The following is a 20,241-nucleotide window of genomic DNA, read 5'->3' on the forward strand; positions in this document are numbered from 1 at the left end:
ACCCATGTGAGCACCTTCGAGAGTGACCGAATGAATACCAACCGAATGAATACCAATTGCATGGTTTTCGTCGATCGTAGGAGCGCTGTACGGCCGCCGCACTGCGAGCACTCGCGCCCCACGGGCCCTTGGCTGCTGGGCTCCGCTGCCCGAGACTGTGCCGATGACCCAGCGTGTGGAGCTCGCGACGGTAATGGACCGGCTGGCCATCGACGCGGTGATCACCGGATACGGGGTGGCCGTCGACGACGCCGACTGGACGGCGTACAAGGCCCTGTTCACCCCGGACGGCCGGGCGGACTACCGCTCGGCGGGCGGCATCGAGGGGCCGGCGGTGGAGGTGGCCGGGTGGCTGGAGGAGATGCTGCGGCTGTTTCCGGTGCGCCAGCACCTGATAGTGAACCGCCGGCTGCGGCTGGAGGAGCTCGGTGGATACACGGGTGACAGTGCCGAGGTCCAGGCGGACTACCTCAATCCGATGCGGCTGCGCGGGGCGGATGGGGCGGACGGGGCGTCGGCGCCGAACTTCGTGACCGGTGGCCGCTACACCTTCAGCCTGCGTCGTGCCGAGGGCGTCTCCTGGCAGGTGCACCGGGTGACGGTCCACGAGAAGTGGCGGCAGACGGACCTCGGCGCGGGAGCCGGTACGGGTTCCGGTGCCGGTGCCACCTCGAACACAGGCACCGGCTGACGCCCACTGTCCCCGCCCGCCCGCCTCCCCCACACTGGGGGCAACACTCCGGTGGTGAGGAGGCGCGGATGCCGAAGCGCTGGAGGCCGGCCGGGCCGGAGCCCGCGTCGTGGCGCCGCCGACTCGATTCGCGCCGACGGGACCGGCTCGATTCGACCGGGCGGGACCGGCTCGTTTCGCCCTGGCGGGACCGGCTCTCCTCGCCCTGGTGGCGCGGCGCGGCCGCCGTCCTCGCGGGGGCGCTGCCCGCCCTCGCCTTTCCCGCGCCCGGCCTGTGGTGGTTCGCGTACGTGGCCCTGCTGCCGTGGATGCTGCTGGTCCGCTCCGCACCGTCCGGGCGGCGGGCCGCGCTGGACGGGTGGCTCGGCGGGACCGGCTTCGTGGTGGCCGTGCACCACTGGCTGATCCCGAGTCTGCATGTGTTCATCCTGCTGGTGGCGGCGCTGCTGGGGCTGTTGTGGCTGCCGTGGGGATGGCTGGTGCGGCTGATGCTGGGCGGTCGGCCGACGGTGCCGCGCGCGCTGGCCGCCGTGGCGGTGCTGCCCTCGGGGTGGCTGATGGTCGAGCTGGCCCGTTCCTGGGAGGGGCTCGGCGGCCCCTGGGGGCTGCTCGGCTCCTCGCAGTGGGACGTCACCGCGGCCCTGCGGCTGGCCTCGCTCGGCGGGGTCTGGGCGGTGACGCTGCTGGTGGTCGCGGTGAACACCGCCCTCGTCGTGCTGCTGACGCTGCCGTACGCCCGTACCGCCGCAGGCTCCGCGCTGGTCGCCGCCGCCGTGCTGACCGGGGCCGCCTGGGCGTGGGCCCCGCGCCCCGCGCCCGGCCACACCGCCCGCGTCGCCGTCGTACAGCCCGGGGTGTTCGACGGCATCGGCTCCACCGAGCAGCGCCTCGCCCGTGAGGAGCAGCTGACCCGCACCCTGGCCGGGCAGCGCGTCGACCTGGTGGTGTGGGGCGAGAGCAGCGTGGGCGCCGACCTGCTCGCCCGCCCGGACGTGGCCCGGCGGATCGCGGCGCTGTCCCGGCTGGTCGGCGCGGATGTCCTGGTCAATGTCGATGCCCGGCGCTCGGACACGCCCGGGATCTTCAAGTCCTCGGTGCTGGTGGGACCGCAGGGGCCGACCGGGGCGCGCTACGACAAGATGCGGCTGGTCCCGTTCGGCGAGTACGTCCCGGCGCGCGCGCTGCTCGGCTGGGCCACCTCGGTGGGCAAGGCGGCGGGCGAGGACCGGATGCGCGGCACCCGGACCGTGGTGATGCCACTGCCGAACGGGCTGCGTCTTGGCCCGCTGGTCTGCTTCGAGTCGGCGTTCCCCGACATGAGCCGGCGGCTGGTGCGCGACGGCGCCCAGCTGCTGATCGCCCAGTCGGCGACCTCCACCTTCCAGCAGAGCTGGGCCCCCGCACAGCACGCCTCGCTCGCCGCGCTGCGGGCCGCCGAGAACGGCCGCCCCATGGTGCACGCCACCCTGACCGGAGTGAGCGCGGTGTACGGCCCCGACGGCGTGCGCGTCGGCGAGCCGCTGAGCACCGAGCGGAGCGCCGCCGCCGTCTACGACGTACCCCTGTCGCAGGGCCGGACCCCGTACACGAAGTACGGCGACTGGGCGCTCCACTCGGCGATGGCCGTCCTGGCGCTGCTGCTCGCGGCCGAGGGCGTACGGAGCCTCAGGAAGCCTGCTCCAGCACCTTCCGTACCACCTGCTCGCACAGTTCGTGAGTCGCCAGCGCGTCCCGTGCGCTGAGCGTCCTGCCCGCCCGTACGGCGTCCAGGAAGCCGGTGACGGCCTGCTCGATGCCGCGCTGGCGGGCCACCGGCACCCAGTCGCCGCGGCGGCGGACGCTCGGCTGGCCCTTGTGGTCGATGACCTCGGCGAGGTTGACGACCTGCCGCTTGGTGTCCTGTCCGGACACTTCGAGGATCTCCTCGGTGGAGCCGCTCAGCCGGTTCATGGTGCCGATCGCGGTGAAGCCGTCGCCGGAGAGCTGGAGCACGACGTGGTGCAGCAGTCCGTCGACGATCCGGCCCCGGACGTCGACGTGGTCGATCTCGCCGGGGGCCAGGAAGCGCAGGGTGTCCACGACGTGGATGAAGTCGTCGAGGACGAAGGTGCGCGGGTCCTCGGGCAGGCCGACCCGGTTCTTCTGCATCAGGACCAGCTCGCGCGGGTGGTCCGCGCACTGGGCGTAGCCGGGCGCCAGCCGGCGGTTGAAGCCGACGGCGAGGCTGACGCCGCGCTCCTCGGCGAGCTCCACCAGCCGGACCGAGTCGGCCAGTTCGTAGGCGATCGGCTTGTCGACATAGGTGGCGACGCCCGCCTGGAGGAGCCTTCCGACGATCTCCGGGTGGGCGCTGGTCGACGCGTGCACGAACGCGGCGTCCAGGCCCTGGGCGAGCAGTGCGTCGAGGTCGGTGTGGGCCCGTTCGGACGGGATCCGGTGGGCCTCGGCGACCCGTGCCAGGTTGGCGGGGGTACGGGTCTGGAGGTGCAGCTCCGTCTCCGGCAGGGTGGCGAAGACCGGCAGGTACGCCTTCTGCGCGATGTCTCCGAGCCCGATGACGCCGACCTTCACGGGGTCCTGCTTTCTCTCGCCGTACGGCCGTTATCCCTGGTGGGCGGCCTTGGAGGCAGCATACGTGCGCTGTGGCGGCTGCCAGTCGGCGATCCCGTCGAAGGTGCGCATCGCCAGGCCGGGGCCGAACCGGGCGAGGGTCATCGCCCCGTCCCGCAGGGCCACGGCCGGGGCGCGCCTGAGCATCATCAGCGCGGCGATCCTGGCGGACCTGCGGACGATGCCCGTGGTGCGGGGCAGCCGGTCGGCGCTGTACGCGGCGAGGGCGGTGCCCAGTCCGCCGGCGGGGTCCGCGTGGTGGGCGAGGACGATGCCGTCCTCGATGGCCTGGTTGCCGCCCTGGCCCATGGTCGGGCACATGGCGTGCGCGGCGTCGCCGATGAGGACGGTGCGGCCCCGGTGGTGGGCGGGGAGCGGGGTGCTCATGTGGTGCACGTCGTGCCGCAGGATCAGTTCCTCGGTGACGGCCCGCAGGATTTCAGGGACGGGGTGGTGCCAGTCGCCGTACGCGCGCAGGAGTTCGGCCTTCTCGCCGTCGGGCGAGTGGCCGCCCTCGGATGCGGCGGCGGCCGCGTACGCGTAGATCCGGCCGTCCTTGAGCGGCTGGGTGCCCCAGAGCCGGCCGCGCCCCCAGGTCTCGTGCGGCGGGAAGGGGTCCGTGGGTGCGGGCACCACCATGCGCCAGCTGGTGAATCCTGCGTAGGTGACCCCGGGGTGCTCGGGGAACAGCGCGCCGCGCACGGCGGACTTGATGCCGTCGGCGCCGATGACGAGGTCGGCCTCGATGTCGCCCTGCGGGGTACGGACGACGGCGGGCCTGCCGTCCACCGCGCCCCGGTCGGCCAGCTCCGCAGCCACACCGGTGCGGATCGTGTCCTTGGGCAGCCCGGAGGCGAGGACGTCGACCAAGGTGGCCCGGTGCACCAGGACCAGCGGGTCGCCGAACCGCTCGACGGCGACGGAGCTGTCGGTACGGGAGAGCCAGCGGCCACCGGGGGTGCGCATGCCGCCGGGGCCCTGCCAGGCGGCCAGGTCGCGGATCTCGTCGCCGAGGCCGATGACGTCGAGCGAGCGCAGCGCGTTGGGGGCGAGGCCGATTCCGGCGCCGACCGGCTCCAGGGACTCCGCCCGCTCCAGGACGGTGACCTGCCAGCCGCGCCGGTGCAGGGCGACTGCGGCGGTGAGGCCGCCGATGCCGCTTCCGATGACGACGGCACGGGCTCGCGGGTGCTGGGCCTGGAAGGGGAACGGGAACTGGGACCGGGACATGGCTGACCCCTCCTGGGAAACTACAGCTGTAGTGACGTGCTGCACGCTACTACAGCTGTAGTCCGGCGGGTAGATTGCGTCCATGCCTGCTGCCACCCGCGCCGAACTCATCGCCGATGCCGCCCTGCGACTGCTAGCCGAGCGGGGGATGCGCGGGCTCACCCACCGGGCGGTGGACGAGGCGGCGGGGCTGCCACAGGGGTCGACGTCCAATTACGCGCGCACCCGGCAGGCACTGCTGGAGGCCGGGGTGCAGCGGCTGGCCGTACGGGAGGCGGCCTTGCTCGGGCTGGGCGAACTGCCGGGGCCCGGGGCCGCCGCGCCCCTGCCGGAACTGGTCGGCGTACTGGTCCGCGTACTGCACCGGCATCTCACCGAGCACCGGGACCTGCTGGTGGCCCGCTACGAGCTGGGGCTCGAAGCCACCCGGCGGCCGGAGCTGCGGGAGTTCTACGACGCGGCGGGGCGGGCCAGGTTCCGTGAGCCACTGGTGAAGGTGCTGGCGGCGGCGGGGTCGAAGTCGCCCGAGCGGCACGCGCTGTCGCTGGTGGCGTGGGTCGAGGGCCTGATGTTCTCGTGTGCGGTGGGTGCCTATCACGCGGCGGTGCCGACCGAGGAGGAACTCCGTACCGGGTTCGGAGAGTTGCTGAGCGGGATGCTCGGGGCCTGCGGGACGTAAGTTCCGGCGGGCCCGTCACTCGTGTGGACCAATATCGCTCTCCCGGCTTCCCCAACCGGGCTCGCTGTCAGCAGAGTTGCGCGGGTGCACCGAACAAGAACCGTGACGAGAACCGCAGCGACGTTCCTGGTGGGGGTGGCCGTGACGGCCGCCTCCGGCTGTATGGCCACCGAGCAGAGCGGCCCTCCGGCCAGCCATCAGCAGTCGTCGGCGCCCCAGGCGCCCGCCGCCCCGCCCCCTCGGCCTGCCGGACAGGGCGGACAAGCAGGACAAGCGGGGCAGGCAGGACAGGCCGGCCAGCCGGAGCGCATCGTCGAGGCACCCGTCCACGAGGTGCTGGAGGCGGCCATGCTGCCTGCCGAGCGGACCTCCGCACCCCGGCGGTCCGCCGGGGCACCGGAGCAGGACTCCCGCGGTGCCACTCCCCCACAGCCGCACCGGGCTGAGCCGCCCGCCCGCCGCGCCGCCCAGGAACCGGCCGAGCCTAGGCCCGGACACGGGAGCGGGCACGGACACGGGCACGAGGACGGACACGGGCACGGGAACTCGCACCGCAAGGCGGACAAGCCGCAGAAGGCACCGGAGATCCCGGTGACCGGCGCCGATGTCTGCGCGCTGGGCACCGGCTACGGCGGCTGGCGGCCGAACAGCCCCGAGGCCCGCATCTGCCGCGACACCTACGGAGGCTGACGCTCCGGGGAGCGGCGCCCCGCCCCGCCTCTCCCCCCAGCCCCCTCACTCCCCCGCCAGTCGCTCCTCCAGCCGTCCGATCGCCGCCCGCACCCCGTGCCCGAAACTGTCGTCGGTCAGCGCGTCGCACGCGGCCCTCGCCCTGCGCAGATGGGTCCGGGCGGCCTCCGGGCGGCCGAGCTTCGCGTAGTCGGCCGCGAGGCCGAGGTGCAGCGACGGGTAGAAGCCGCGCAGCTCCCCCGCCTGCTCCGCCGCCTCCGCCACCGCCTCGTCCGCCGCCCCCAACGCGCGCAGGTCCCACAGCAGTTCGTCGCGCGCCTTGTCCTGCGCATCTGCCATGTAGTACGCCAGGAGACACCGGTGCCGGGCGTCTCCCCCGGCACCGATCTCCTCCCAGAGCGCACCGAACCGGCTGCGCGCCTCCTGCCGGTCACCGGCGTGGAGCAGCATCGCGGTCTGCCCGATCCGGGTCATCACCGCGTCCTGCGACGCCTCGTCCCGCGACGCCCCCTGCTGCTCCGCCACTCCGCCTCCACCTCGCCCGTACGTGTCACCGACAGACGGAAAGCTAGCGGCAGGCACCGGCAATCGGGCTCAGGCTCAGCCCAGGTTCGGGATGGTCCAGTCGATCGCCTCGTGGCCCTGCTCGGCGACGGCCGCGTTGATCTGCGTGAAGGGTGCGGAGCCGAACCACTTCTTCGCGGACAGCGGCGAGGGGTGTGCGCCCTTCACCACGGCGTGCCTCTCGGTGTCGATCAGCGGCAGCTTCTTCTGGGCGTAGTTGCCCCAGAGGACGAAGACGGCGGGGTCGGGGCGCTCGGCCACCGCGCGGATCACCGCGTCGGTGAACTTCTCCCAGCCCTTGCCCTTGTGCGAGTTGGCCTCGCCGCCGCGCACGGTGAGCACCGCGTTGAGCAGCAGCACGCCCTGTTCGGCCCACGGCATCAGATAGCCGTTGTCCGGGATCGGGGTGCCCAGCTCCGCGTGCATCTCCTTGTAGATGTTGCGCAGCGAGGGAGGGGTCTTCACGCCGGGACGCACCGAGAAGCACAGCCCGTGCCCCTGCCCCTCGCCGTGGTAGGGGTCCTGGCCGAGGATCAGGACCTTCACCCGGTCGAAGGGGGTGGCGGCGAGGGCGGCGAAGACGTCCTCGCGCGGCGGGTGGACCGGCCCCTTCGACCGCTCGTCCTCGACGAACTCCACGAGCTCCTTGAAGTAGGGCTTCTGCAGTTCCTCGCCGAGGACCCCGCGCCAGGACTCGGGGAGCATCTGGGTGTCGGTCACGTCAACAACCTCCGGTAAACGATCTGTTCTCTGCTTCAAGAACCTACCGGCCACCACTGACAACGCCGCCCGCGAGCCCCGCGACCAGGCCTGATCCGAACGACAGGTCCTAGTCCCAGCTGGTCTTGCGGAACAGCTCCCACACCTGCATCACCGTCTGCGGGTCCAGGGCCCGTTCGGTGCCGCCGATGTCCGCGGCGGCCGCGACGTAGAGCTTGCCCTGCCACAGCGGCAGCAGCCGTACGTCCTCCATCAGGACCTTCTGCGCCTGTACGAAGTACTTGGTGGCGCGGGCCCGGTCGGCCTCGCGGCGCGACTTCGGGAGCAGCTGCCCGGTGATCTCGGAGGAGAGGTACGGCGTGGAGATCGCGTTCTGCGCGCCCACGAAGGGCGAGACGAAGCTGTCCGCGTCCGGGTAGTCCGGCGCCCAGCCGCGCCCGAACACCGGGAACTCGCCCTTCTCGACACCGTCCTGGAAGGTCTCCCAGGGGCGGCCCTTGAGGGTGATGGTGAACAGCCCGGACTCCTCCAGCTGCCGCTTCAGCTCGGCGAACTCCAGTGCGGTCGCCGAACCGTAGCGGTCGGTGGGGTACCAGAGCGTCAGTGGTACGGGCCTGGTGATGCGCGCCGCGCGCAGGATGCGCTTGGCGGCGGCCGCGTCCGGTTCGCCGTAGGTGTCGAAGAAGTTGGTGGTGTGGCCCGCGATGCCGCTCGGCACCATCGAGTACAGGGGCTCGGCGGTGCCCTTGTAGACCTTGTCGACGAGGGCGGGGCGGTCCACGAGCTGGGCGATCGCCCGCCGGACGGCCGGATTGGCGGCGTGCGGGTCCTTCGGGTTGAAGACCAGGTAGTGGATCTCGGAGCCGGGCGACTCGATGACCTTGAGCGCGCCGGCCTTGGCCTGCTGGAGGCCGATCACCTGCTCGGCGGTGAGTCCTCGGAAGGTGGCGTCGATCCGCTTGTTCTTGAGCTCGTTGACCATGGTGGCCGAGTCGTCGAAGTAGCGGATGGTGACGGCCTCGTTCTGCCGGTCGGCGAAGCCCTTGTACGTGGTGTTGCGGATCAGGTCCGCGCCGGAGTCCGCGCCCTTGGGGCGGTAGGCCTGGAGGGTGTAGGGCCCGGAGCCGGTCAGCGAGTTGCCGGTGCGGAGCCGGTCGGCGGGGTAGGCGGCCGGGCTCACCAGCGACATGCCGGGCGTCGCGAGGACGAACGGGAAGGTGGCGTCGGGCTTGTTGAGGCGGAAGACGACCTTGTTCTCGCCCTGCGTCTCGATCGTCCGCAGACTGGAGAGCAGACCCCTGGGGCCGCCCTCGGCGTTGATCCTGATGATCCGGTCGATCGAGTGCTTGACGGCCGCGGCGTCCAGCTTGGCCCCGTCGGAGAAGGTCAGCCCCGACTGGAGTTCGCATGCGTAAACACGGTGTGTGGTGTCGGCGAAGTCGCAGGCCTTCGCCGCGTCCGGCGCAGGGGCGGAACTTCCGGTCGGGTAGCTCAGCAGCGTCTGGAAGACGTTGCGGTACAGCTCCCAGGAGCCGTCCCAGACCCCGGCGGGGTCGAGTCCGCTCGGCTTGCTGGTCGTGCCGACGGTGATCTTCTGTTCACCGCCGGCGCTGTCCTCGCTCAGCACCCCGCAACCAGCCAGCAGGGATATGGACGTGAGGGCTGCGGCAACCCGCAGTCTCCTGGCCTGGTACAACACGCGCACACTCCTCGGTCGGCCATGGGTCGGCAGACCATACCGCAACGGCCCGCCGGGACAAGGGGGGCACCCGGCGAGCCGTTCGCTATGTCGGAATCGTCAATTCCGTCAGCCCACACCGGCGTTGAGGAAGATGCCTCCGTCAACTACGAGTGTCTGTCCGGTCACCCAGTCGGACTGGGCGGAGGTGAGGAACGCCGCCGCCCCGCCGATGTCCGAGGGCACCCCGAGCCGGCCCAGCGGGTAGGCGGCAGCGGCCTCCGCCTCACGGCCCTCGTAGAGCGCCTGGGCGAACTTGGTCTTCACGACGGCGGGGGCGATCGCGTTGACCCGTACCGTCGGCGCGAACTCGTGCGCCAGCTGGAGCGTGAGGTTGACCATGGCGGCCTTGCTCATGCCGTACGCCCCGATGAACGGCGATGCGGAGACCCCGGCCACCGAGGCGATGTTCACGATCGCACCGCCGTTGGCGCTCTGCCACGCCTTCCAGGTCTGCTGGGCGAAGCCGAGCGCCGAGATGACGTTGGTCTCGAAGACCTTGCGGGCGACGTTCAGGTCCATCTCGGCCATCGGGCCGAACACCGGGTTGGTACCGGCGTTGTTGATCAGGAAGTCGACCCGGCCGAAGGCCTCCATGACGCGTTCGACGGCGACGGCCTGGTGGGCCTCGTCGTGCGCCTTGCCCGCGACGCCGATCACCCGGTCGGCGCCGAGCCTGTCGACCGCTTCCTTGAGGGCGTCCTCGTTGCGTCCGGTGATGCACACCCGGTCGCCCCGGGCGACGAGCGCCTCCGCGATGCCGTAGCCGATTCCCCGGCTGGCGCCGGTGATCAGCGCGACCTTGCCGCTGTCCTGCACTTCTTCCGTCATGAGCGAAGCCCCTTTGCTGGTACGTCGGTTGGCTGCGGGCGTCAGTTGAGCGGGCCGCCGGCGACGTACATGACCTGGCCGGAGACGAAGCCCGCCGCGTCGCCGGTGAAGAAGGCGATGGCGTTGGCGATGTCCTCGGGGTGGCCGACGCGCTGCACCGGGATCTGGGTGGCCGCGGCGGCCTGGAAGTCCTCGAAGCCCATGCCGACGCGCGCGGCGGTCTGCGCGGTCATCTCGGTGACGATGAAGCCGGGGGCCACGGCGTTGGCGGTGACGCCGAACTTGCCGAGCTCCTTGGCGAGGGTCTTGGTAAAGCCCTGCAGACCGGCCTTGGCGGTGGCGTAGTTGGCCTGTCCCCGGTTGCCGAGCGCCGAGCTGGACGACAGGTTGACGATGCGGCCGAACTTGGCGTCCACCATGTGCTTCTGGCAGGCGCGGGACATCAGGAACGCGCCCTTGAGGTGGACGCCCATGACGGTGTCCCAGTCCAGCTCGCTCATCTTGAAGAGCAGGTTGTCGCGCAGCACGCCCGCGTTGTTCACCAGGATCGTCGGGGCGCCCAGCTCGGCGGCGACGCGCTCGACGGCGGCGGCGACCTGCTCCTCGTTCGACACGTCGCAGCCGACGGCCAGCGCCCGGCCGCCCGCCGCGGTGATCTTCTCGACGGTGTCCTTGCAGGCCGCCTCGTCGAGGTCGAGCACGGCGACGGCACGGCCCTCGGCCGCGAGCCTGACGGCGGTGGCGGCGCCGATGCCGCGTGCCGCCCCGGTCACGATCGCTACGCGCTGCTCGGTGGTGGACATCCTGGGTTCTCCTTGCGATGGGGGACCGCTCGACCGCTGAGCAACCGCTTAGTAGGCCCAGCAGGACGAGACGCTAGAAGCCCTGGCACCCGGTGTCAACGGCCCTCCCGGTCCCCGACGAAGATCACACCCCGCCCGCCGCCCGTGACGGACCGTCTCAGCGCACCAGTACCTCGAACAGCCTCGCCAGTTCCGCCTCGGGATCGGCCGTCAGCCCCGTGTGCACGGGTCCCGGCTGTACGACGGCGGAGCGCGGGGCACTCAGCCAGCGGAACCGCCGCCCGGGGTCGTCGGCCGCCGCCTGCCCGGCCCCCTCCCCGCCGCCGCACACACCCTCCACGGCGCGCAGCGCGGCCCCCACGCCGACCACGTCGGCCTGTGGGTCGAGCGCCAGGAGCTTGGTCTCGTCGAGGTGGGTGAGGGCGGCGGCGTACGACTTGGCCCGGCAGTAGACCATCACGCCCGCGTTGAACATCTCGCCGCGCTCGACCCGGGGCACCACCCGTACCAGTGCGTACTCGAAGACGTGCCGCTGGACGGCGGCGCTGTCACTGTTGTGCTGCTCGCTCACTTGGCGCCGCCGTCCTGCTGGACCTGCTCGCGCCGCTGCTGTTCCCTGGTCGGGTGCGGCCACGGCTTGAGGTGTTCGGTCAGCCAGCCGGGCGCCTGCGAGGGGCGGTCCTTCGTGGGTGCTTCGAGGGTGATGCGCTCGTGGATGGTCACGGCGCGCGGCAGCAGGGCCGCCACATAGGCGCGGCGCAGCTCGTCGGGGCTGTCGAACCCCGGCTCGTCGGCCAGCCACACGTCGGGCACCTGGGCGGTGACCTCGGTGAGCAGCTCCTCGGTGACCAGCGGCGCCAGCTCGCGTGCGGCGGCCGCGACGTCGGGCCGGAAGCGGGCCAGCACGTGGTCGGAGGCGTTGTACGGCTTGGCGGCGGACTGGGCGGTGGGCCAGTTGTGCTGCCAGATCATGGTGGCGCCGTGGTCGATGAGCCACAGGTCGCCGTGCCAGACCATCATGTTGGGGTTGCGCCAGGACCGGTCGACGTTGTTGATGAGCGCGTCGAACCAGACGATCCGCCCGGCCTCTGCCGCGCTGACCTCGTAGGCGAGGGGGTCGAAGCCGATCGACCCCGGCAGGAAGTCCATCCCGAGGTTCAGCCCGCCACTGGCCTTGAGGAGCTCCTGCACCTCCTGGTCGGGCTCGCCCAGACCGATGACGGGATCGAGCTCCATCGCGACCAGCCGAGGCACCCGCAGCCCGAGCCGGCGCCCGAGCTCGCCGCAGACGACCTCCGCGACCAGGGTCTTGCGGCCCTGTCCGGCGCCGGTGAACTTCATGACGTACGTACCGAGATCGTCGGCCTCGACGAGTCCCGGGAGCGAGCCGCCCTCACGCAGGGGCGTGACGTAGCGGGTCGCGATGACTTCGGTCAGCATTTTCCCAGGCTATACGGCCCCGCGACCCCCTCATGGCGAGCCGTTCGTCAGCAGCAGGTGGAGGGTGCGGTCCCGGTGGGCGAGCGTGGCGGTGTCGCAGTCGCCGCCGTCGAAGTACACCGGCCGCAGCGGCTCTTCGCCGCTGTAGTAGCCGGTGGAGCGCAGGAAGTCGGGGGCGACGGCGGCGAAGGACCAGGCCGGGCCGTCCGCGCCGAGCAGTTCCCGGGCGAAGTCGTGCACCAGCGGCTCGATGTCCGCCGCCGGCCGATGACGGTCGTACGGGCTGAAGGCCTCGCCGAGCATCCAGCGCAGCCGCGCCAGGAAGCCGTCGTGGGTGAGCGGCCGGGCCGTGGCGGAGAACCCCTCGCGGGTGAGCGGACACGCGAACGCGGGGGGGGGGACCGCTGTCGTCCCCGTACTCCCACTCGTCCGCCAGGTTGAACCAGTCGCGGCGCGCGTCGGCGGCGCGCATCAGCTGCTCGAAAAGGGCGCTGCGCAGGAAGGCGTGCAGTACTTCCTGACGGTTCGCGGCCGTGATCCGCACCTCGCACTCCGCCGTGAGCAGCAGGGTGTTGCTGTTCATCACGCTGTCCACGGCGGAGAGGAAGTCATCGACGGCACGGGGTTCGGGGCTTGGCGGCGGTGCGCTGAAGGTCGGGGTGGCCATGGCGCCAGTCTTGCGGACCGCCGCGGCCGTTCAGCGGCCGTCAGCAGCCGGCGTTCAGCAGCTCAGGTTGGAGCCGGGGGCCACGCCCAGGAGCTGGGCGAAGTTCTGGTAGCTGTTGACGCGGCTCTGCACCTGCGCCGGGTTGCGTCCGTCGCACTCCAGGGAGCCGTTGATGGAGCGGATGGTCTCGCCGAAGCCGCGCCCGTTGACCATCGCGTCGTGCGGCGTCATGGTGCCGGGGCCGTTCTGGGTGTTCCAGTACCAGAGGCCGGTGCGCCAGGCGATGGACGGGTTCTGCTCGACCAGGTACGGGTTGCGCAGCAGGTCGATGCCGAGTGCGTCACCGGCGGCCTTGTAGTTGAAGTTCCAGCTCAGCTGGATCGGGCCGCGCCCGTAGTAGGCGGCCTGTCCGGCCGGGCAGCCGTAGGGCTGGCCGGGGTCGCAGTAGTGCGGGTAGTTCGCGGTGTTCTGCTCGACGACGTACCGCAGTCCACCGGTCTCGTGGTTGACGTTGGCGAGGAAGGCGGCGGCCTCCTGGCGCTTGACGGTGTCGCTGCCGGTCCTGGCGAAGGCGGGGAACGCCTTCAGCGCGTCGACCAGACCTGCGTACGTGTAGAAGCTGTTCCGGCTCGGGAACATCTGGTTGAACTGGGCTTCGGAGACGACGAATCCGGACGGGTCGGGGTCCTGACCGCCGCCGCCACAGGTGCCCTGGTCCGCCCAGACACCCCACTGGCCGGTGGTGCCGGGCGTTTCGCCCTGGGTCCACCATTTCGCCTGGTAGTTGTGGCCGCCGTGCGAGACGGTCATGCCCTGGGTGTAGACCGAACCGGAGTTCCAGGCGGCGGCGCAGGAGGCGGCCGCCGCGGTGCCGGCGGCGAAGAGCGGGAGCAGCACGGCGACCAGGGCCGCGACCGCGAGAGAGGCCACCAGGCGGGAGAGCCGCGGGAGTTGGGTGAGTCGGGAGAGGCGGGAGGGTCTGACTGCGGAGGTACGCGTGCGTAACACGTCACCACATCCTCGGTGGGGGAAGAATGCGCCCGAGCAAACCGCAATGGTCTGGACCTGTCAAGGTCCAGACCATTGCTCGTCATTCGGTGCCCTCACCCACCGGGGCGCGGTGTGCCGGGCGGTCGTGCGCGAGGCACTACTCCCGGCACAGGCAGAAGGGGTGGCCCGCCGGGTCGGCGTACACCCGGAAGCCCCGCTCGCCCTGGTTGTCGTCCACGTCCAGCGGCGTGGCCCCGAGCGCGAGGACCTGTTCCTGCGCCGCTTCCATGTCCCGCACCGTCAGGTCGATGTGCAGCTGCTGCGAGTTGTTCTCGGCATCCGGCCAGTCCGGGGGGCGAAGGCCGGGAGCGCGCTGGAAGGAGATCCGTACGCCCGGTGCGTACAGGTCGTACCAGTTCTCGTCGTACTGCTTCACCTCGCCGCCGAGGACCTCCTGGTAGAACCGGGCAAGCCGGACCGGGTCGGGGCAGTCGAGAGCCACCAGACAGAATTTCGCCACTGCCATGCCTTCCTCCTTCTCCTTGCTCAGTGCGGCAACGTTCGATGTCGGAACGTGAGGAACTCGCCCCCCGGGTGCCATTCCTTCCGCCGCGCAAACCTCCGCACCAGCCATGGCCGACTGCGCTCAGACCGAGTGCGGCACGCCCTTGCCCCGGGCCCGGATGCGGATTCCGGTGACGATCTCGACGATGCCCACGGCGATCAGCCAGCAGCCGCCGACCACCGTCAGGACGGCGACGGAGTTCAGCGGCGAAGCGATGAGCACGACTCCGGCGATCGCGCTGAGGACGCCGAGGCAGACCTGCCAGCCCCTCGCGGGCATCTCGGGGTCGGAGGCCGCCGCGACCGTCTGGGTGATGCCCCGGAACAGCCAGCCGATCCCGATCCACAGGGCGAGCAGCAGCAGTGACTGCATCTCGCTCCGGAAGCAGAAGAGACCCAGCAGGATCGACAGCGCGCCGCTGATGAACGCCAGCACGCGCAGCGCCGCCGACACATGCGTACCGAACGCGGCGACCAGCTGGAGCACACCGCTGACCAGCAGGTACGCCCCGAAGAACGCCCCCACGACCAGCAGCGTGATCCCCGGCCAGGCCAGCACCACGACGCCCAGCACCAGGGACAGCACCCCCGCCGCGAGCACCGCCTGCCAGGCGCCCCGGGTGATGCGGTGCAACGGGCCCTCCGGGGGGCGGGGACCCCAGCCCTCCCCCTGCCGTGCACCTTCCTGCGGGGGATCCTGCGGGAACTCCTGCTGCGACTGGGTGGTCATACGACAGCTCCTCCACCGAGGGCGCACCGGCGCGGTCCACCGGCTGTCACCACTCCCCCTCACTAGACCAAAGGGCAGTAGGAGCCGCATTCCGGGCATTGCGCCGTCGCATGGAGCGAAATGCCGCTCCGTGTCCCCACTGCTACTTTTCGCTACATGTCCGTATTCATCCGATTCACCCGATACGACGGCTGAGGCCCATGGGCGTCATCCGTGACCACCCCGAACTCGCGGTCTTCCTCTGCCTGGCCCTCGGCTACCTCGTCGGGAAGCTCCGGGTGGGCCCGATCACGCTGGGCGGGATCTGCGGCACGCTGATCGTCTCGCTGCTGCTCGGCACCCAGCACATCGACATCGACGGCGACGTGAAGACGATCTTCTTCGCGCTGTTCATCTTCGCCCTCGGTTACATGGCAGGACCCCAGTTCTTCGCCCACCTCAACCGCAAGGGCCTGCGCTTCGGCGTACTGTCCCTGATCGAGATGGCCAGCGTCCTGCTGATCGCGTTCGGCCTGGCCAAAGCGTTCGACCTGGACGTCGGCACCGCTTCCGGCATCCTGGCCGGCGCCGCCACCGAGTCCGCCGTCGTGGGCACCGCCACCGAGTCCATCGGCAAGCTCACCAACCTGACCGCCGACCAGATCACCGAGTACCAGAGCCACGTCGCCACCGCCTACACCGTCTGCTACCTCTTCGGCCTGGTCACCATCGTCATCCTGACCAGCCAGATCATGCCGATGATGATGCGGATCAACCTGCGCGACGCCTCCCGCGAGCTGTGGGAGAAGATGCGCGGCGACAGCGCGGCGCTGGAGGACGACGAGACGGAGTCGCTGCCCGCCCTGGTCGGCCGCACCTTCCTCGTCACGCGCGCCGACGGGCGGACCATCGGTGAGCTGGAGTCGTCGTTCGAGGGCCGGGTCACCGTGGAGGGCGTCAAGCGCGGCAGCGAGCTGCTCACGCCCGATCCGGACCTCGTCCTCTCCCTCAGCGACCTCGTCCAGGTCGTCGGCCGCCGCGCCATGGTGATCTCCGCGGGCCGGGTCATCGGCCCCGAGACCCCGTCGATCCCCGGCCTGGACACTCCGATGGTGGTACGTCAGGTGGTCCTGACGGACAAGGCGATGGACCACAAGTCCATCGACGCGCTCCAGAAGGCCAACCCGGAGTTCATCAAGGCCGGTGTGTACGTCACCGACGTCCTGCGCGCCGAACAGCACCTGCCCGCCGCCCCTGAGACCGAGCTGCGCCGCGGCGACGTCCTCACCCTGGTGGGCGCGCGCGCCGGACTCGGCAAGGTCGTCGCGAAGATCGGCGCCCTGGTCAAGAACGAGTCCACGGACTTCGTCTACATGGGCCTCGGGCTGGTCGCCGGTTCCCTGCTCGGGCAGCTCGTCGTACGGCTCGGCGACGTCCCCATGTCGCTGGGCACCGGCGGCGGCTGCCTGGTCTCCGGGCTCCTCTTCGGCTGGCTGCGCTCGCGCCGTCCCACCTTCGGCGCGTTCCCCCCGCAGGCCGCCACCACCATCAAGGACCTCGGGCTCTCGGTCTTCATCGCCTGCACCGGGCTCGCCTCGGGTGCGACGGCCGGTCCGCTGCTCAAGCAGTACGGGGCGCTGCTTCCGCTCGCCGGGATCGGCATGGTCCTCATCCCCGCGATGATCTCGCTCTTCGTCGGGCTGAAGCTGCTGAAGATCGAGAAGCCCCTGCTGGTGGGAGCGATCGCCGGACAGCAGTGCTCGACGCCCGCCATCACCGCCATCACCCAGGTGTCGCAGAGCTCGGTCCCCCTGCTCGGCTACACGATCACCTACACCCTGTCCAACTTCCTGCTGCCGCTGACGGGGCCCATCCTCGTCGGCGTCCTGGGGGCCTGACCATGATCGATTTCCTGGTGCGCGACATCTTCGAGCCGCACCCCGAACTGCTGGTCTTCCTGGTCGTCGCGCTCGGCTTCCTGGTCGGGAAGATCCATTACAAGACGATCGCGCTGGGCGCGGTCACCGGCTGTCTGGTGATGGGCCTGCTCTTCGGCGCGCAGCTGAAGGTGCCGGTCAACGGCACGGTGAAGGACCTGTTCTTCATCATGTTCCTGTTCGCACTGGGCTACAAGGTCGGCCCCCAGTTCTTCCGGGGCCTCAAGAAGGACGGTCTGCCCCAGGTCCTCAACGCGGTCGTCGTCTGTGTGACCGGCCTGCTGGTCGCCTGGGGCTTCGCCGCGATGCTCGGGTACGGTCCCGGGCTCACGGCCGGTCTGATGAGCGGCTCGCTCACCCAGTCCGCGGCGATCGGTGTCGCCCAGGACGCCATCGGCACCCTGCCGGGCATCAGCGCGGGCGACGCGAAGAGCGAGGAGAACCTCGTCGCGGTCGGGTACGCGGTGACGTACCCGCTCGGCACGATCCTGTGCGCGATGCTCCTGGCGAACGTGCTCCCCAGGCTCTACCGCCGCAACCTGGCCGCCGAGAGCGTCGCCCTCGCCAAGGAGATGGACGCCCCGAACGAGAACCCGGACCTGGGCGCCGGCTACTACGAGGTGGTGCTGCGCGCCTACCGCGTGGAGCGCCCCGATCTCGTCGGCCGCACCATCGAGGACTTCGAGAACCAGCAGAAGGAACTCGGCCGCCGCATCTACCTCACCCAGGTAAGACGCGACGGCAGCATCCTGGAGCAGTCCCAGTCCACGGCCCTCCAGGAGGGCGACGTGGTCGCGCTCAGCGCGCTGCGCGGCGACCTCGTCGCGTACGACGCCCGTACCCACGTCGGCGGCGAGGCGGACGACGTCGAGCTGCTCGGCTACCAGACCGAGCACCTGCACGTCGTCGTCTCCGAGAAGGCACAGCTCGGCAAGTCCATCGCCGACCTGCGGCGCGAGCCGTTCATGGTCGGGGTGTACGTCGACAAGCTGTACCGGTCCGGTTCGGAGTTCCCCTACCGCCTCTCCACCCAGCTGGAGCGCGGCGACACGCTGATCCTGACCGGACCCAAGCGGCTGGTCGACCCGGCGGGCAAGGAGCTCGGCAAGTCGGTCCCCACCAGCTTCGCCACCGACATGATCTGGGTCGGCCTCGGGATCTTTCTCGGCGGCTGCATCGGCATCCCCGCGCTCACCGTGAGCGGCGTGCCGATCTCGCTCTCCACCTCGGGCGGCGGGCTGATCATGGGCCTGGTCTTCGGCTACCTGCGCGGCAAGTACCCCACGTTCGGCAATGTGCCGCCGGGCGCGCAGTGGTTCATGGACACCCTCGGGCTGTGCCTGTTCGTCGCCGTCGTCGGCATCAACGCCGGTCCGAGCTTCACCGACGGGCTCTCCAAGGCCGGCTGGGGGCTGCTCGTCTTCGGCGCGGTCACCACCGTGGTCCCGCTGCTGGTCGGCTTCCTCTTCGGCCACTACGTGCAGAAGATCCGCTTCCCGATCCTGATGGGCGTCCTGGCGGGCGGACAGACCACCACCGCCGCGATCGGCGCCCTCAACGAGAACGCCAAGTCCCAGATCCCCACGCTCGGTTACACGATTCCGTACGCCATCGGAAACGTACTGCTGACGATCTGGGGCGCGGTCATCGTCCTCCTCCACCACTGACAGCCTCCCCAGCCAAGCCAAGGAGTTCCCGTGCCCAAGTCCACGTACAGCCGCGAGGAGATGCAGCGGCTCTCCTCGCTCAGCCCCTTCGAGCTGAAGGCCGAGTTCATCAAGCTGGCCGAGGCCGTGCAGGAGGGCAAGCCCGGCCAGAAGGGCGAGGCCGCCCGCACCATGCTCAACGCCGGCCGCGGCAACCCCAACTGGGTCGCCACCGGCCCCCGCGAGGCGTTCTACGCACTGGGCTACTTCGCCCTCTCGGAGTCCCGCCGCGTGTGGACCGCCGACAACCTGGGCGGCATGCCGGAGAAGCCGGGCTCCGCCGAGCGCTTCGAGCGGTTCGTGCGTACGCATCCGGACCTGCCCGGCATCGAGATGCTCAAGGCGAGCTTCGACCTGGCCGTGCGGCGCTTCGGCTTCGACGCGGACGACTTCGTGCACGAGATGAGCGACTCGTCGATCGGGGACAACTACCCGAGCCCCGACCGCATGCTGGTGCACTGCGAGAAGATCGTCCGCGGCTACCTCCAGGACGAGATGTTCGACAAGAACCCGCCGGCGGACAACCTGAGCATCTTCGCCACCGAGGGCGGCACGGCGGCGATGTGCTACACCTTCGACTCGCTCATGAAGAACGGGATCCTGAAGAAGGGCGACAAGATCGCCCTGATGGTCCCGGAGTTCACCCCGTACCTGGAGATCCCCGAGCTCGACACGTACGAGTTCGACGTCGTCCCGGTCGAGGCGAACATGTTCGCCGAGGACGGGGTCCGCGAGTGGCGCTACCCCACCGAGGAGGTCGCCAAGCTGGCCGACCCCACGGTCAAGATGGTCTGTCTGGTCAACCCCAGCAACCCGCCGTCCCTGGCGCTCTCGCAGCGGGTCACCGACCAGATCAAGGAGATCGTCGCCACCTCGAACCCGAACCTCGTCATCGTCACCGACGACGTGTACGGCACCTTCGTGGAGGGCTTCCGCTCGATCGCCGCCGACCTCCCGCGCAACACGCTCCTGGTCTACTCGTACTCCAAGCACTACGGGGCGACCGGCTGGCGCCTCGGCGTGATCGGACTGCACGACGACAACGTCATCGACGACATGCTGCGCGCCCAGTCTCAGGAGCAGAAGGACCGGCTCAACGACCGGTACGGCACGCTCACCCTGGAGCCGGAGAAGATCAGGTTCATCGACCGGCTTGTCGCCGACTCCCGCCAGGTCGCCCTGAACCACACGGCCGGACTGTCCCTCCCGCAGCAGGTCATGATGGCCCTCTTCTCCCTCTTCGACATGCTGGAGGAGGGCCAGGAGTACAAGCTCCGGATCCGCACGATCGTGCAGCGCAGGCTCCAACTGCTGCTCGAAGGCGCCCAGATGAAGATCGCCGAGGACCCGAAGCGGGCGGCGTACTACATCGAGCTGGACCTCCTCGCCGAGGCCGAGCGGGTCCAGGGCAAGGCCTTCGCCGACTTCCTGGAGCAGAACTACGAGCCCGTCGACCCGCTGTTCCGGCTGGCCGAGCAAACCTCGGTGGTGCTGCTCAACGGCGGCGGCTTCGACGGCCCCGAGTGGTCGGTGCGCGCCTCGCTGGCCAACCTCGACGATCTGGACTACCTCCAGATCGGCCACCACCTCCGCAAGATCTTCGACGACTACATCGCGGAGTGGAAGGCGGCGGACGGCACGCCGGTCGCGTAGTACCACGGGAGGCCAGGAA

General features: G+C 70.5%; 20 protein-coding genes. 7 read left to right on the forward strand and 13 right to left on the reverse strand.

The genetic code is table 11. The annotated features are described in order from the left end of the window. Nucleotides 1–163 precede the first annotated feature (163 nt). Together ACZ5PB_RS38525 and lnt are read left to right on the forward strand one after the other, a co-directional pair. Nucleotides 164–691, forward strand: coding sequence for a nuclear transport factor 2 family protein (locus ACZ5PB_RS38525; RefSeq protein WP_468697838.1), 528 nt, complete (start codon nt 164–166; stop codon nt 689–691). Between the two features lie 68 nt (nt 692–759). Then, nucleotides 760–2,433 (forward strand): apolipoprotein N-acyltransferase, encoded by a 1,674-nt coding sequence (gene lnt, locus ACZ5PB_RS38530; protein WP_468697839.1) that lies wholly within the window; start codon nt 760–762, stop codon nt 2,431–2,433. On the opposite strand, the gene ACZ5PB_RS38535 is transcribed toward lnt, so the two are convergent. Both ACZ5PB_RS38535 and ACZ5PB_RS38540 read right to left on the reverse strand, forming a co-directional pair. Then, nucleotides 2,357–3,262 carry a Gfo/Idh/MocA family protein gene (locus ACZ5PB_RS38535; protein WP_468697841.1) on the reverse strand — a complete coding sequence of 302 codons (906 nt, stop codon included), beginning with the start codon at nt 3,260–3,262 and terminating at the stop codon, nt 2,357–2,359. The genes lnt and ACZ5PB_RS38535 overlap by 77 nt on opposite strands. A 30-nt stretch (nt 3,263–3,292) precedes the next feature. Next, entirely contained in the window at nt 3,293–4,531 is a 1,239-nt protein-coding gene (locus ACZ5PB_RS38540; RefSeq protein ID WP_468697843.1) for an FAD-dependent monooxygenase, read from the reverse strand. 82 nt (nt 4,532–4,613) lie between these two features. Between ACZ5PB_RS38540 and ACZ5PB_RS38545 the strand changes: the two genes are divergently transcribed. Further along, a complete protein-coding gene (locus ACZ5PB_RS38545; protein ID WP_468697845.1) occupies nt 4,614–5,210 on the forward strand; it encodes a TetR/AcrR family transcriptional regulator in 597 nt (198 codons plus the stop codon). Nucleotides 5,211–5,312: 102 nt separating this feature from the next. Beyond that, nucleotides 5,313–5,900 carry a hypothetical protein gene (locus ACZ5PB_RS38550; protein ID WP_468697846.1) on the forward strand — a complete coding sequence of 196 codons (588 nt, stop codon included), beginning with the start codon at nt 5,313–5,315 and terminating at the stop codon, nt 5,898–5,900. Between the two features lie 45 nt (nt 5,901–5,945). Here ACZ5PB_RS38550 and ACZ5PB_RS38555 read toward each other — a convergent pair whose 3' ends face one another. The 11 genes from ACZ5PB_RS38555 to ACZ5PB_RS38605 all read right to left on the reverse strand — a co-directional run bounded on the left by ACZ5PB_RS38555 (nt 5,946) and on the right by ACZ5PB_RS38605 (nt 14,947). Beyond that, entirely contained in the window at nt 5,946–6,425 is a 480-nt protein-coding gene (locus ACZ5PB_RS38555) for a hypothetical protein (RefSeq protein ID WP_468697847.1), read from the reverse strand. Nucleotides 6,426–6,500: 75 nt separating this feature from the next. Next, a complete protein-coding gene (locus ACZ5PB_RS38560) occupies nt 6,501–7,184 on the reverse strand; it encodes a uracil-DNA glycosylase (protein ID WP_468697849.1) in 684 nt (227 codons plus the stop codon). 109 nt (nt 7,185–7,293) lie between these two features. After that, nucleotides 7,294–8,880, reverse strand: coding sequence for an ABC transporter substrate-binding protein (locus ACZ5PB_RS38565; protein WP_468697906.1), 1,587 nt, complete (start codon nt 8,878–8,880; stop codon nt 7,294–7,296). Between the two features lie 111 nt (nt 8,881–8,991). Then, on the reverse strand, nt 8,992–9,753 hold the full coding sequence (locus ACZ5PB_RS38570) for an SDR family oxidoreductase (RefSeq protein WP_468697850.1): 762 nt from the start codon (nt 9,751–9,753) through the stop codon (nt 8,992–8,994). A gap of 41 nt (nt 9,754–9,794) precedes the next feature. After that, nucleotides 9,795–10,556, reverse strand: coding sequence for a 3-oxoacyl-ACP reductase FabG (gene fabG / locus ACZ5PB_RS38575; RefSeq protein WP_468697851.1), 762 nt, complete (start codon nt 10,554–10,556; stop codon nt 9,795–9,797). A 157-nt stretch (nt 10,557–10,713) separates the two neighbouring features. Beyond that, nucleotides 10,714–11,127: a DUF3037 domain-containing protein gene (locus ACZ5PB_RS38580; protein WP_468697853.1), complete on the reverse strand. Its 414-nt coding sequence runs from the start codon at nt 11,125–11,127 to the stop codon at nt 10,714–10,716. Further along, a complete protein-coding gene (locus ACZ5PB_RS38585; RefSeq protein WP_468697854.1) occupies nt 11,124–11,996 on the reverse strand; it encodes a HipA family kinase in 873 nt (290 codons plus the stop codon). The genes ACZ5PB_RS38580 and ACZ5PB_RS38585 overlap by 4 nt, the downstream gene beginning before the upstream one ends. Nucleotides 11,997–12,026: 30 nt before the next feature. Further along, nucleotides 12,027–12,299 (reverse strand): hypothetical protein, encoded by a 273-nt coding sequence (locus ACZ5PB_RS38590; protein ID WP_468697856.1) that lies wholly within the window; start codon nt 12,297–12,299, stop codon nt 12,027–12,029. A gap of 418 nt (nt 12,300–12,717) precedes the next feature. Continuing rightward, nucleotides 12,718–13,596, reverse strand: a complete 879-nt coding sequence (locus ACZ5PB_RS38595) for a glycoside hydrolase family 19 protein (RefSeq protein WP_468697907.1) — start codon at nt 13,594–13,596, stop codon at nt 12,718–12,720. 214 nt (nt 13,597–13,810) lie between these two features. Then, nucleotides 13,811–14,179, reverse strand: coding sequence for a VOC family protein (locus tag ACZ5PB_RS38600; protein ID WP_468697858.1), 369 nt, complete (start codon nt 14,177–14,179; stop codon nt 13,811–13,813). A gap of 120 nt (nt 14,180–14,299) precedes the next feature. After that, entirely contained in the window at nt 14,300–14,947 is a 648-nt protein-coding gene (locus ACZ5PB_RS38605; RefSeq protein WP_468697859.1) for an HdeD family acid-resistance protein, read from the reverse strand. A gap of 200 nt (nt 14,948–15,147) precedes the next feature. On the opposite strand from ACZ5PB_RS38605, the gene aspT (ACZ5PB_RS38610) reads away from it, so the two are divergent. From aspT (ACZ5PB_RS38610) to ACZ5PB_RS38620, 3 genes are read left to right on the forward strand one after another with little or no spacing between them, the layout of a single operon-like run. Beyond that, the gene (aspT, locus tag ACZ5PB_RS38610; protein WP_468697860.1) at nt 15,148–16,824 is read left to right on the forward strand and encodes an aspartate-alanine antiporter; all 1,677 of its coding nucleotides are present in this window, start codon (nt 15,148–15,150) and stop codon (nt 16,822–16,824) included. Nucleotides 16,825–16,826: 2 nt separating this feature from the next. After that, entirely contained in the window at nt 16,827–18,530 is a 1,704-nt protein-coding gene (aspT, locus tag ACZ5PB_RS38615; RefSeq protein ID WP_468697861.1) for an aspartate-alanine antiporter, read from the forward strand. Nucleotides 18,531–18,560: 30 nt separating this feature from the next. Continuing rightward, complete coding sequence (locus tag ACZ5PB_RS38620; RefSeq protein ID WP_468697862.1) at nt 18,561–20,222, forward strand: bifunctional aspartate transaminase/aspartate 4-decarboxylase; 1,662 nt, start codon at nt 18,561–18,563, stop codon at nt 20,220–20,222. Nucleotides 20,223–20,241: the final 19 nt, after the last annotated feature.

It is taken from the genome of Streptomyces sp. NPDC032721, from assembly GCF_055579625.1.